12 protein-coding genes and 3 tRNA genes are annotated in these 13,654 nt (G+C 32.1%); 11 read left to right on the top strand and 4 right to left on the bottom strand.

The window, feature by feature from the left end:
* The first annotated feature begins 334 nt into the window (after nucleotides 1-334).
* On the top strand, nucleotides 335-919 hold the full coding sequence (locus tag DK441_RS18455; protein WP_109851989.1) for a porin family protein: 585 nt from the start codon (nucleotides 335-337) through the stop codon (nucleotides 917-919).
* A 67-nt stretch (nucleotides 920-986) separates the two neighbouring features.
* Here the strand turns inward: DK441_RS18455 and DK441_RS18450 are convergent, their stop codons facing one another.
* Nucleotides 987-1,949, bottom strand: coding sequence for an FKBP-type peptidyl-prolyl cis-trans isomerase (locus DK441_RS18450; protein WP_109851988.1), 963 nt, complete (start codon nucleotides 1,947-1,949; stop codon nucleotides 987-989).
* Nucleotides 1,950-2,039: 90 nt separating this feature from the next.
* Between DK441_RS18450 and DK441_RS18445 the strand changes: the two genes are divergently transcribed.
* The 3 genes from DK441_RS18445 to DK441_RS18435 all read left to right on the top strand — a co-directional run bounded on the left by DK441_RS18445 (nucleotide 2,040) and on the right by DK441_RS18435 (nucleotide 3,599).
* Complete coding sequence (locus tag DK441_RS18445) at nucleotides 2,040-2,429, top strand: RNA-binding S4 domain-containing protein (RefSeq protein WP_109851987.1); 390 nt, start codon at nucleotides 2,040-2,042, stop codon at nucleotides 2,427-2,429.
* Nucleotides 2,426-3,010 carry a methyltransferase domain-containing protein gene (locus DK441_RS18440; RefSeq protein ID WP_109851986.1) on the top strand — a complete coding sequence of 195 codons (585 nt, stop codon included), beginning with the start codon at nucleotides 2,426-2,428 and terminating at the stop codon, nucleotides 3,008-3,010. The genes DK441_RS18445 and DK441_RS18440 overlap by 4 nt, the downstream gene beginning before the upstream one ends.
* 88 nt (nucleotides 3,011-3,098) lie before the next feature.
* Nucleotides 3,099-3,599 carry a phosphoribosyltransferase family protein gene (locus DK441_RS18435; RefSeq protein ID WP_109851985.1) on the top strand — a complete coding sequence of 167 codons (501 nt, stop codon included), beginning with the start codon at nucleotides 3,099-3,101 and terminating at the stop codon, nucleotides 3,597-3,599.
* Here DK441_RS18435 and DK441_RS18430 read toward each other — a convergent pair.
* A complete protein-coding gene (locus DK441_RS18430) occupies nucleotides 3,591-4,112 on the bottom strand; it encodes a shikimate kinase (protein ID WP_109851984.1) in 522 nt (173 codons plus the stop codon). The two genes, DK441_RS18435 and DK441_RS18430, sit on opposite strands and share 9 nt — an antisense overlap.
* Before the next feature lie 134 nt (nucleotides 4,113-4,246).
* On the opposite strand from DK441_RS18430, the gene DK441_RS18425 reads away from it, so the two are divergent.
* The 5 genes from DK441_RS18425 (at nucleotide 4,247) to DK441_RS27210 (ending at nucleotide 7,304) form a co-directional block, all read left to right on the top strand.
* A tRNA-Lys gene (locus DK441_RS18425) sits at nucleotides 4,247-4,319 on the top strand.
* A gap of 176 nt (nucleotides 4,320-4,495) precedes the next feature.
* Nucleotides 4,496-4,568 (top strand) — tRNA-Lys (locus tag DK441_RS18420).
* Nucleotides 4,569-4,632: 64 nt separating this feature from the next.
* Nucleotides 4,633-4,716: transfer RNA gene (locus tag DK441_RS18415), tRNA-Leu, on the top strand.
* 865 nt (nucleotides 4,717-5,581) lie between these two features.
* Entirely contained in the window at nucleotides 5,582-5,965 is a 384-nt protein-coding gene (locus tag DK441_RS18410) for a BlaI/MecI/CopY family transcriptional regulator (RefSeq protein WP_074408070.1), read from the top strand.
* A 145-nt stretch (nucleotides 5,966-6,110) separates the two neighbouring features.
* The gene (locus DK441_RS27210) at nucleotides 6,111-7,304 is read left to right on the top strand and encodes a M23/M56 family metallopeptidase (protein ID WP_370444329.1); all 1,194 of its coding nucleotides are present in this window, start codon (nucleotides 6,111-6,113) and stop codon (nucleotides 7,302-7,304) included.
* Nucleotides 7,305-7,392: 88 nt separating this feature from the next.
* Here the strand turns inward: DK441_RS27210 and DK441_RS18400 are convergent, their stop codons facing one another.
* Nucleotides 7,393-10,572, bottom strand: coding sequence for a TonB-dependent receptor (locus DK441_RS18400; RefSeq protein WP_160112169.1), 3,180 nt, complete (start codon nucleotides 10,570-10,572; stop codon nucleotides 7,393-7,395).
* A gap of 145 nt (nucleotides 10,573-10,717) precedes the next feature.
* Nucleotides 10,718-11,884, bottom strand: coding sequence for a FecR domain-containing protein (locus DK441_RS18395; RefSeq protein ID WP_109851982.1), 1,167 nt, complete (start codon nucleotides 11,882-11,884; stop codon nucleotides 10,718-10,720).
* 88 nt (nucleotides 11,885-11,972) lie between these two features.
* Between DK441_RS18395 and DK441_RS18390 the strand changes: the two genes are divergently transcribed.
* Nucleotides 11,973-12,530 carry an RNA polymerase sigma factor gene (locus DK441_RS18390; RefSeq protein WP_109851981.1) on the top strand — a complete coding sequence of 186 codons (558 nt, stop codon included), beginning with the start codon at nucleotides 11,973-11,975 and terminating at the stop codon, nucleotides 12,528-12,530.
* Between the two features lie 215 nt (nucleotides 12,531-12,745).
* Nucleotides 12,746-13,642, top strand: a complete 897-nt coding sequence (locus DK441_RS18385; RefSeq protein ID WP_109851980.1) for a MerR family transcriptional regulator — start codon at nucleotides 12,746-12,748, stop codon at nucleotides 13,640-13,642.
* Nucleotides 13,643-13,654 lie beyond the last annotated feature (12 nt).

Genomic DNA, 13,654 nt, shown 5'->3' with positions numbered 1-13,654 from the left:
AGTATTTTTTAAATATTAAGAAAACCTTCTGATTTATTTCAGAAGGTTTTTTGTTTCTACAAAAAATAAAACATAAAGACATTCGTTCTTTATAGACTAGCCTTTATACCAAAATCACTCAAATTATTTATTAATCTTTAAATCTGGATTATATAATAGATCATCTATTACAGTTTGAAGTAGCTTTAAATCCTGATGACATTATGCTATGTTTTTTAGTGTAAACGTAGTGAGTACCTTGCAAAAACTATAAAAACATCAGGTTGTATTGCATTTTGAACCTTGGTAATGAAACTCTATTAAATATCCTGATTGAAGCAAAAATTATTTTATAATGAAAAATGTGTTTATTTTTTTTATGCTATTTACTTCTTGTGCCATACTTGCCCAGGAAAAAAGAGTAACTTTTGGAGTAAAAGGAGGGCTTAATTATGGAGATAATGGCAAAATTGAAATTACCGATGTTACAAGAACAACAGCAGATGATCGGGTTGGGTATCATCTAGGGGTGTTTTTAAGAGGAAAACTAACTGATAATATTTATCTCAAACCAGAATTACAATACACCGTGAACAACAGTTCCTACAAGCTTACAAATACAGAGCTTGATTACACGATAAAAAAATTAGATTTACCTATTCTTTTGGGGATTTCTGTTTTGGGACCAATACATGTTTTTGGAGGCCCGGCATTGCAGTACATTGTAGAAACAGACCTAGAGGATGTACGACTTGGTGATGTTAAAAATGAGTTTACTGTTGGGATACAATTTGGAGCAGGCATACAATTTGGCAGACTTACAGCAGATATACGCTATGAACGTGGGCTTAGTAAAAACACTGCAGAATCTATAGATAAGAGTATACGAGTAGATTCTAGACCGAATCAGCTCATTATAGGTCTTTCTCTGGACTTATAGATTTAAACCCAGATATGCGGTAGAACTTTGTTATAAAAAAACTCCGATTGAAAAATCGGAGTTTTTTTTATTCGTTTTTTAAATCCCTATCATCGGCATCCAAATGATTTTTTATGCCATCACCATCATCATCATAAAATGTAATTTCATCCAAGGTAATAAACCCATCATTATTACTATCATTAACAGTTATCTCATCTTTAGTTAATGTACCGTCTCCATCATCATCATTATCTACATAATTTGGTGCATTATTTCCATCTGTATTATCATCTGCATCTAATACCAAGCGATCACCATCTATATCTTCTAAATAAGATGGCAAACCATCTCTATCATGATCAGCTTGATTTACCTTATACAATTGAATATTAAAAATTAATGGAGAATATGCAGGAATATCACCCCTTTTTTCATTAAAATAAGCTAAACCAGAGGGCATGAACACAACCAGGTCTCCATAACCTGTATACGTAACTGTACCATCACTATTCTCAACAAAACTCGAGGCTCCTTTATAATCCACCAATGATTCTCTAAAACCCTCTACAACAGACACTAAATCAAACCATACAGGATTTAGTGCACTATCAAATACTTTATCATCGGTATCTAATAATTTCACTCTATAGGTTACCAGAGTAGAATCTGCAAAAGTTGGCTGATGTGTACCCTCTCCTTTGTTAAAGTTTAAAATATACAATGTATATTCAACATCGTTTCTCGTAATTTTTTTAGTTGCTAAAAGAGGAGAATCCAAAATTGATTGTTCATTCTCATTAGGTGTAGCTATGGTATCAAAGTTTACTACTTGATACTCGACAGTAGTATCATCATTTATAAGCACATCCTCCATAGTATAAAAATGTGTTCTTAAATAATCCTGAAGCGCAGCATCATCTATTATTTGTTGCTCCCCTCTATCCTTAGGAGGAGTGACAGTGCCACCATTATCATCATCGTCTTTTTTACAAGCATATAAAACCACCAAAGCCAGCACAATGGCACAACTATATTTTATTACATTCATGTATTTACTTTTTTGAAGGCGCAAGATACGATTTTCTTGTACTTTTGTTTCACAATTATTTAATATAAAAACGCATTTTAATTATTTTTTATGCGAGTTGACAAATATTTATGGTGTATTCGATACTTTAAAACTCGAAGTATTGCTACAAAAGCGTGCAAAGATGGTAAAATTCGTGTTAACGGAGATATCATCAAACCTTCTAGAGATGTCTATCCTATGGATAAAATAACTGTTCGTAAAAATCAAATTAATTATGAACTTGTGGTACTCGATACACCAGATAATCGAATTGGAGCCAAACTCGTCGATATCTATCGTAAAGACACCACTCCAAAGGAATCGTTGCAAAAATTAGATCTTTTAAAATATTCTAAAGATTATTACCGAAAAAAAGGTGCCGGAAGACCTACCAAAAAAGATCGAAGAGATATCGATAATTGGTATTCTGATGGTGAAGTAAATGATAGTGAAGAATGATCTCGGATAAAGAATATTGGAAATATCGCTATCAAAATAAACAAACAGGATGGGATATTGGTTTTGCATCTCCTCCTATCATCAATTATTTTGATCAGTTAACCGATCGTGATCTTAAAATACTTATTCCAGGTTGTGGCAATGCCTACGAAGCAGAATACTTATTTAATCAAGGGTTTAAGAATATTTATATATTAGATCTTGTTGAAGATGTACTACAAAGTTTTAAACGACGACTACCCAAGTTTCCTTCAGAAAAATTAATATGTGGCGATTTTTTCAGTTATCAGGACAAATTTGATTTGATTATAGAACAAACTTTTTTTTGCGCATTACCACCTAAACGACGCCAGGACTATATTAATAAGGTCTCAAGCCTTCTTTCTAAAAAAGGAAAACTTGTAGGACTCCTATTTGATAAAGAATTTGAACATGATGGACCTCCCTTCGGAGGGAATAAAAAAGAGTATGAACTCTTATTTTCTCAATCTTTTACTATAAAAACATTAGAAAACTGTTATAATTCTATAGAACCACGTATGGGTAACGAACTCTTTTTTATATTTGAAAACCCATTATAAATTTTTATAAAACTCTATTTATAATTAAGAAAATCATTAGTAATAGTTTATTTATACCATTATAAATAGCAATCAACAATTCTGAAGTATGCAAACCGACAACAATATAATTCTTACTCACGAACAAATACAACACAAAATAAAACGTATTGCTTATCAGATTTATGAATCTAATGTTGATGAAAAAGAGATTGTAATTGCAGGAATAGCAGAAAACGGATATATATTTGCCCAACGGTTAAAAGTTATATTAGAAAGCATCTCTAACCTAAAAGTGACGTTATGTGAGGTTACCATGAATAAAAAATCCCCTCACAATACCGTTAAAACTTCGATAGAAGCGACTGAGTATCAAAACAAGCCTATAATTCTTGCAGATGATGTACTTAATTCGGGTACTGCTCTTATTTATGGTGTAAAACATTTTCTTGATGTTCCTCTTACCAGATTTAAGACTGCAGTTTTGGTTAATCGAAATCATAAGAAATACCCAATTAAGGCTGATTTTAAAGGAATCTCTTTATCTACCTCTTTACATGAGCATATCATTGTTAAATTTGGGGATGAGGATCTCGCTATTCTAAAATAAAAAAGTTTTAATTTCTTTACTTATTTGATTCTCACTTTTTTGATCAGTGATTACTTTGTAATCAGCTTGATTATAGTAAAACGATCGCTCAAACAAATGTTTACGAACAAAATCTTTAAGTTCGTTTGATGAAGTAATATGAGAAATCAATGGTCGTTTGTCTCGTTCTGCAAATAACCTTTTTGTTAATTCATCTAATGAAGTTTGTAGATATATACTTTTTGTATTTTCATTATTTGCTATAGTTTCCAGATTACCTGCAAAACAAGGCGTACCTCCTCCAAGAGAAATAATGGTGTTTTTATAAGTCTCTAACACCTCTTTAAGGTATAAAGATTCTTTTTTTCTAAAATATATTTCCCCCTGATCGTCAAAAATCTTTCTAATTGATTTTTTTTCTTGATTTTCTATAAAGTCATCCAAATCCAGATAATTCAATTTCATTTTAGCCGCCAAATCTCTGCCTACCAGGGATTTTCCGCTTCCCATATATCCTATTAAAACTATATTCATACCGTAAAAATTAAATAGATATTGCTCAAAAAAAACATCATTTTAAATAAAACGCAAATTTATATGAATTTCTTCTTGAAAAATAAATTAATGATAGTATATTTGCACCCGCATTCAAGGAAAAAAGAATGTATGACCTGGTAGCTCAGTTGGTAGAGCATCTCCCTTTTAAGGAGAGGGTCCTGGGTTCGAGCCCCAGCCCGGTCACAATAAATAAATAGTAATTATAGAATAGCTATTGTTTATTTAAAAAATTAGAAGTGATGTTGGCGAGAAGTATATCCTGAGCCTAGTCGAAGGAAGCCCCAGCCCGGTCACAGTAAATAAATAGTAAATTATTATTTATTCAGTTCTTAAAAATATTTGATAATAAAATTATCAATGACCTGGTAGCTCAGTTGGTAGAGCATCTCCCTTTTAAGGAGAGGGTCCTGGGTTCGAGCCCCAGCCCGGTCACTAAAAAGTATCGTAATTTTTACGATACTTTTTTAGTTTTATGTTATATTGTAGTATTCATACTGCCCAGGTGCTGGAACTGGTAGACAGGCATGGTTGAGGGCCATGTGTCCATTAGGGCGTGCGGGTTCGACTCCCGCTCTGGGCACAATTAATTGTATAACGTGTGTCTGTAAAGATGGCACACACACGATATTCTTCCTTTCTTAGAAAATCACATTCTTCAAAATTACCCATACTCTTTTTTTCAACTGATCAAAATATCCAATCCCAAGAAAATCTTTCTTTTTAGTTTACACACTTCAATAAAAAATTACGTATTTCCACGTATTTGGAAAGATAATAACTCTAATTACCTTTGAATCATAAAGTTATGATTTAAACTCATAACAATAACCAATTAAATATTCAACACTAAAAAAATATATTATGAATCCTTTTAAAACCAAAATCAGATTTAACATTAGAGTAGTTCTTAATTTTTTATCAAGTCTTCCCGGAGCCTGTAGTCACGCCATTCATAGATAAAGATGTGCTACACTTATAAAAAAATAGTTTTTCCACATTTCATTTGTACAACCCTTAAAACCGACCAACCATGAGAACTAATATAAAGATCAATGATTATTTTTTCGCAAAACTCTGTTTATTATTTAGTGCAGCCTCACTTATTGCAGTTATAATGATGATTTAAAAAAAACAGGCAAGGATAAATAGATTTTTATCAATTTTAAATTAGATCATAATACAAACTCAACTATACGCTAAAATCGATCCTTGTAAAGTAAGAATCTTATGGTACATTCAAATTGTGATGTTCTTCTGAAACACGCCAATTAATTTCTGGTAATTACGAATTTCTATCTTAATATTAGTGTAATAAGTATTCTAAACATCTTATAACTCCTAGTTTTTCCCTTGTTACATGTAGTTTTCAGGACTTTATTACTATAAAAATAGTAATAAAACTATAATTTTAGTAATATTACTAAAATTATAGTTACATTTGCTATATGAGAGATTTAACAAAAGCAGAAGAGCAAATAATGCAATACCTCTGGAAACTGGAAAAAGCATTCCTAAAAGATATAGTTGAGGAGTTTCCTGAACCTAAACCAGCCTATACAACGATATCAACTGTTATAAGAACTTTGGTCACAAAAAAATTTATAAACTTTAATTCATATGGCAGAGTTCGTGAATATTTCCCTTTGGTGTCGAAAGAGGTATATTTTAAGAATCATTTTAAGCACGTAGTTGGTAACTTTTTTAGTGGCTCTATAAGCAAATTTGCACTTCATTTTGCTAATGATGAAGATTTAAACTTATCTGAACTAGAAAAAATGAAGTCATTAATTGAAGAAAAAATAGACAAACTAAAAAAAGAAAATGAATAATTACTTAATACACTTACTAGAAGTAAGCTTCTGTTTTTCGGTTTTATACATTGTATTTTATTTGTTTTTACGAAAACTAACTTTTCATAAAGTTAATAGGGTTATACTATTAATTTTAATACCTCTTTCATTAATTCTTCCAGTTTTGAGTGAAGTAGAGCTACCGTTTAAAAAAGATCCTATTAATATTTCTGGATTTGATGAATTCATATCAATTGATCATCTTACGGCAACGAATCATAAAGACAAAATCATAGCTCCCGGGAGCAACATGAATATCATTGATTATATATCGATATTTTACTGTATTGGTTTTGTAATATATATAATTCGATTGTTGGTACCTATAATACAATTATATGCTATAAAGAGAAAGTCTAGAACCTATATCAAAGAAGGTTACCATTTTATCATTGCAGATGTACCCGCAATATTTTCTTTTTTTAATTGGATTTTTATTCCGGAGAGTAAAATAAATGATTACGAACAACCCATCATTGATCATGAAAAAGTTCATAGTAAATCTCTACATACTATAGATTTAATTCTCACTGAAATTTATATCGCTTTACACTGGTTTAATCCTTTTGTATATTTTTTCAAAAAATCAATTATAGCTGTCCACGAATTTCAGGCAGATCAGGCTGTAATCAATACACAAATTAAAAAATCATATTATCTAGAACTCTTATTTAAAAACATAACAGCAAAGCAATCTATCAAATTATATAGTTATTTCAATCAATCAATTATCAAAAAACGAATAGACATGATCACAAAAAACCATTCTACCAAAACAAACATTATACGATATGCAGTACTAATTCCTGTTCTTCTTTTTCTTCTAATGGCTTTTACAAAACCTGCACATGAACCAGAAGCTAAATTTGATTATACTAGTATACCGTCTATAAATACTGAAATACACAAAAAAGATCCTCCTTCCATTTTTCCTGTAAAAAATGGTTCTACTAATGATATCACAGCATCTTTTGGCAAAAGTTTTCCACATCCTATTGAGAAGAAAAAAATAGTTCACGGAGGTATTGACATTAGAGCAAAAGAAGGTGTTCATGTTTTAGCAACAGCAGACGGTATGATTGCAAATACTTCTTCAGAAGATGACTGGGGCAATTTAATAGTAATATCTCATGCAAATGGTTACGAAACCTGGTATGCGCACTTACAAGGTTTCAACATTAAAAATGGTGAAAGAGTTAAAAAAGGTCAGGTTATTGGGTATGTAGGAAGTACCGGTAAATCAACAGGATTTCATCTTCATTACGAAGTACGATTAAACAAAGAAAGAGTAAACCCTATGGATTACTTTAAAAAATAAGATACTACTATACTAGATTGTTTAAAAGATAGACAGGGATACATGTATCCCTGTCTATTATTGTATTAAACTAATAATACAAACTCAACTATAGGCTAAAATTAATTCTTGCAAATAAGAATCTTCCTGAATATCCAAATTGTGATGTTCTTCGGGAATACACAAACTGATCCCCTGCAGTTCCTCCTGCTCTATTTTCATCTGGATATATATCTAATAAATTATTGGCTCCTATGGTGACATTAAGATTTTCAAAAATCTTTGCAGAAACGGAAAGATCGGTTACGATTTTTCCTCCATAAACAGCATCATCACTAACCACAGTTCCTTCAACTCTTGGGTCTCCGTTAAAATCATCTGGGTCGGTTACTTCTCCAAAGAATACGTTCCTTAATAACACATTATATCTTCCGATAGATAATGCATTGGTAAGACTTACCTTTGCTCTGGGTTGCGCCAACGTTAAAAAAGCTTCTTCCTGTGCATCAAAGAAGTTTCCTCCCTGACCCGCATTAGCGATTCTAGCAGGGACTCTAATCTCCTCTACTTCGGTTTCGGCAAAGGTTGCTGACAAATCATTTTTTAGCGTTGCATTTTCGCCAAAATTAGCTTTGTGAGAAACCACAACATCTATACCTTGAGATTTGGTATCAATTGCATTCACAAAAAAACGTGCGCTGGTAGCTCCTGCATCTTCAAATATCTGGGTAAGCTCTGCATCTCCTCCATTCCCGAAACTACCGCTATATACAATCCTATCGTCTATATTAATTAGATAGGCATCTGCAGTAATGGTAAAATTCTGGATTTTTGCCGTAAGTCCAATACTATAGCTATCAGAGGTTTCTTCTTTTAATTTTGCAATCCCAATTAAAGTTGCTGCTCTACTATCATTGGTAAACGTACCTTGTTCGAAAGGTTGATTATCTACAAATACTGTACTGGTTCTACTAAAAAATTGCTGATGTAATGATGGTGCTCTAAATCCTGTACTATTGGCTCCTCGAACCGAAAAATTATTCGATATCTTGTATCGGGTGGCTAGCTTATAGTTAAACGTATCTCCAAAATCAGAGTAATTCTCATATCTTCCTGCTAAACTAACTAACCATTGCTTTGTAAAATCAACTTCGAGATCAATATAACCGGCAATACTATTTCTATATTTATCGGTTTCGTTATTCGGGTCATATCCTCTAAATACTTGTGAACCTCCACCAAGTACAGCTCCCGTAAAATTATTTCGAACTAATTGATTATCGGGAGTAGTACTGGTTACGGGGTTTCCGTTAATATCATAGCTGGTATATGAAGCTTCTTCTCCTGCTGTAATCGAGTAGTTTTCTACTTTGTACTCTGCTCCCATTGCCACATTAAATCCTTCAAAAACATCTTCATGAAACTTACTAATATCCAGATTAGTCGTATTCTGCATAAAACTTAATGCTCCTGCATCAAAGGTTCTGGGTGTTGCAACGCCCAAAGTTCCATTACTAGAATTACCAACAGTGATGTCAAAAGTATTGATCCCATATGTATTCGAGAAATCTACACTCCAATCTTTAATTTTACCTTTAATTCCCAAGGCGATAGATTTATCAACAATATCTGTTCCTATATTAGGTAAGAATCCATTGGGAAATGCTGGTGTATTAGCTCTACCATCTCCTTGTGCTGGTCTTCTGTAAAATCCAGATGCCAACCCTTGTCGGTAGCTAATCCCACCAAAACTATAAATTTCGGCATCATCACTTAGAGGGATAGACATATTGGCAAAGAATTTTCCTTCTCTTAATTTAGCTGTACCTACTTTAAATCTAAAATCTGAACGTGTTAATCCACGAGCTGTCAATTCTGCCTCATCAACATCGATATCCAATAATCCTCTGAAGGTATCTACATCTGCAGGATTATTTACATCTAAAGCAGCAATCTGATCCTTAACACTCTGATCCAGGTATGTGATTCCTTGAGCAGCAGTTTGATAATCTGCCAGTGTCATTTCTGCTACATTTCCTCCTCCTGCAGCAAAAACACGTTCTGCGCCATGAAATCCTTTAAAAATATCTCCTTGATAGTCACGATTACGTAATGCCGGTTCTCTGGTAGAGAGTGATCCTGTAAAATTGATAAATCCTCCATTTTCTCCTAATGCCAATCCGTAATTTGCTTCCAGTTTTACTTTCTCGCCATCACTGCCTCCATCAAACTGATTAGAGTTTTCACTAAAATTAGCTCCGGTGGTAAGGGTTACATCTAATTTTCCGGTTGCTTTTTTCAGTACAATATTAATCACGCCAGCAATCGCATCAGAACCATATTGAGCTGCAGCCCCATCTCGTAAGACTTCAATTCTTTGAATAGCAGCAGTAGGAATTGCGTTCATATCTGTACCTACACTACCTGCTCCTACTGTACCATTTACATTAACCAATGAAGTATTATGTCTTCTTTTTCCGTTAATTAATACCAAAACCTGATCAGGTCCTAAACCACGTAAAGAAGCCGGATCGATATGATCTGTCCCATCAGAAACGGTTTGGGTTTGTGATGTAAACGAAGGGGCTGCATAATTTAAAATTTCATTGATCGTTGTTTGTGGTCCCTGAGTAGCCATCTGAGTGATATCAATAACATCAATTGGCACGGCAGTCTCTGTAGCGGTACGACTAGGATTCCTAGACCCTACAAGAATTACATCATCTAATTGTGCCGCTGCATCTTTTAATACGATCTCTATAAAATCTTTAGCTGTTACATCTACTTCTGTAGTTTCAAAACCAATATAAGAAACAATCAAAGTATTGTTTTCTCCTGATACATTAATTGCAAAATTACCGTCAAAATCTGTTTGGGCCCCGATCGTGGTTCCTTTTACCAATACATTTGCTCCTGGTAATGGATTGCCATTAGAATCTTTGACATTTCCCTTAATTTCACGTTGTAGCTTTATCTGCTCATTGAGTAGATGAGTTTTTTTCAGTATTACTTGTTTTCCGATAATAGAATATGAGATATCTGTATTGTCAAACAAAAGTTCAAGAACTTTATCCAGAGTTTCTTTATTAACCTGAATTGTAGCCCTTTGATTTAAATTTACCTCATCATTAATGTAAAAAAACTTATATGATGTTTGACTTTTAATTTCTTCGAGAACCTCTAATAATGGTGTTTCCTCGAAATCAAGTTCTATTTTGCCTTGTGAAAAGCCAGAAGTTGCCATCATCTGAAAGATGGAAAAACTAAACAGAACTAGTGTAAGTTTCATTTTTAATACAATTGATTGGCACGCTAGGTGTGAAAATAGCGCACGGTTACCCATTTTTTTCATATTTTTGAAAAGTTTGATTGTTAAGTACTCAGTTAAATAATAATCGAATCAGTAAGGGAAGTGTAGCAGCACTTCCTTTTTTTTACGGATTGATTATAATGTCCTTACCTTTTATTTCATATGTAAATTTTAAAGTTTCTGAAAATGTTTTCAGGATTTCTTCGATATTCTCTACATCAAATTCTCCTGTAAAACGTGTATTGTTTAATTTGTTGTTATGGCTTGTTATCGAAACATCATAGCTGCGTTCTATCCTTTTAAATGCATCTATAAAAGGTTCGTTTTGCAGTATAATCTTTTTATCCATCCAGGAAGTATATAATGATGTATTTACCTTTTGTTTATGCATAACCATTTTATCCTTGCTAAAAATTGCCTGATCTTTAGGTACTAGCTGTAATGAGTTTGTATTCTCATTTTGATCATTAACAACTACAGCACCTTCTACCAAAGTTGTTTTTACGGTGGTATCTTCGGCATAAGACGATACATTAAACTGGGTTCCTAAAACTTCTACATCTATAGTTTCTGTTTTTACGATAAACGGTTGTGCTTTATTTTTGGTAACATCAAAAAAAGCTTCTCCTTTTAGATATACCATTCTGTTTTCTTTTGTAGATGTAAAATGTTGTGGAAATTTTAGACTACTAGCCGCATTTAACCATACTTTGGTTCCGTCGGATAATGTGAGTTGAAACAATTTTCCTTTGGGGATAGAGATTTCTATATATCTGGTTTCGGTTATCTCGCTCTCTGGCTGGACAATAAATTGATCCTGATCTTTTTTACCAATCAAATTACCATTTGCATTTATAATATCTGCTTTATCATCAAAATCAGTATACGTGACTGTACCATCTGCCTGAACAATTTTAATTTTATCTACAGGTAAAGAATTAGCTTCGACAACATCGAGGCTTGTTGTAACGGTAGAAACATTCTGTGTAGTATAATAATACCCTCCAAGAAGTACTCCTCCTAAAACTGCTGCATATTTTACTATCCTAAACCATGATTTTGGTTTAATTACTTTAGCTTCTTTTTTATCAATAGCATGTAAGAAACGATTATATGCAAAACTTGGATCTGCCGGCAGCTCTTCGTTTGTCGCATACCAATTCTTTATTTCTTGCTTAAAAAGGATTTCATGATCAGGATCTTCGGCCAACCATTGTTGTAATGCCTGTCTATCTGATGACGAAATATCTCCTTCCAGGTATTTCTTAATTACTGTTAAATAATTATCCATTCTTCATTTTTTCTATTTAAAAGATGCAGAAAAACTATAAATCCCCTACTTTATTTTATTTTTTTTAATTTAGTCCGTGATTTTTATAATGAAAAAAGATAGTCAAAACATAGAAAAATTACTGATTCAGGGGCTTACAGACGGAAATCAAGACAGCTACAAAATAATATTTGATCAATATTATTCCTGGTTGTATAATTACGTTTATAAACTTTCTAATAATTCGTCGTTATCCGAGGATCTGGTACAAAATGTTTTACTTAGACTTTGGGAAAAAAAATCAACTTTACGAATTACTTCATCCTTAAAGAATTATCTTTTCAGAGCTTGTCATAATGAATTTCTAATGCATTTACGGCAACAAAAAAAAGAATACGATGCTTTAGATTCTCTAAGATGGGAAGCTATATTTGAGATGTATAACAGTGAAGAAGAAAATCAATTAGATTCTGATTGGTTAAAACTCGAAAAAGCTATCGAACAACTTCCTAAAAAATGTAGAGAAGTATTTAAACTCAGCCGTTTAGAGCAAAAAAAACACAAGGAAATAGCTGATATTCTAGGTATCTCTACTAAAACTGTCGAAATTCATATTAGCAAGGCTTTACGTTTCTTAAAAACTAATGTTTCTATTTTTTTCTTTTAAACCTTCTTATCGTAGAATAGAAGTAGTATATGTAAGATTTACAATGAATTAAATACCACAAAACTATGGTAATACTATACTATTAGTTCTTAGTTATTATTAACACATTACTAAAAATCGTTAGTTTTTTAACAATTAAAGATACTATTTTAACAAATTTTGAAAAAAAAAGTATTTTCTTTTGCTTAGTTTTGTTTAACAATTTTAATAAAAAAGTGAACAATATTAAACAAACATTCAGTATTAAAGATTTAGAAAATCTATGTGGTGTAAAAGCACACACTATAAGAATATGGGAAAAAAGGTATAATCTACTTTCTCCTGATCGTACTGATACCAACATAAGGACATACAATTTAAAAAACCTACAAAAATTACTTAATGTTACTTATTTGGTAAACAGTGGGTACAAAATATCCAGAATTTCTAAATTAGATACAGAAGAAATTAATGAATATGTAAGAAGTATTGTATCTGACAATAGCATTAAAAATCAAGCTATAAACTCCTTTAAAATTGCAATGTTGAATTATGATCTCGGGTTATTTTTAGAGACATATTCTCAACTAGAAAGCAAAAGAAATTTTAAAGAAATTTTTGTTGATATTTTTATTCCTTTATTAAAAGAAATAGGATTATTATGGCAGACAAATACCATTAGTCCTGCACATGAGCATTTTGTTTCTAATTTAATAAAACAAAAACTATTACTAAACATTGAAAAGCTTCAATATTCTAAACCTACCAGAACCGATAGGGCTTTTATTTTGTTTCTTCCAGAAAATGAAATACATGAATTAGGCTTATTATATATTAATTACGAAATACTGTTACATGGGTATAAGGCTATCTACCTGGGTCCGAGCATTCCTTTAGATAGTTTACCAAATATGCTTTCTCTTCATGCTGATGTTGTATTTATATCCTATTTTACTATTAGACCAGAAAAAGACAATATCAAAAAATACCTTGAAGATTTTAATACAATTGTATGCGCCAATAGAGTCAATGAGCTATGGATGTTAGGCAAACAAATCATGCATATTTCTAACCATACGGGGCACAACCATCGCTATTTTGAATCGATTAGCTCATTAATTTCTGAGCTTTAATTTTATAATTAT

The organism is Aquimarina sp. AU58, assembly GCF_900312745.1.
Taxonomy (GTDB): Bacteria; Bacteroidota; Bacteroidia; order Flavobacteriales; family Flavobacteriaceae; genus Aquimarina; species Aquimarina spinulae.
This window is presented reverse-complemented; position numbering and strand designations above follow the sequence as displayed.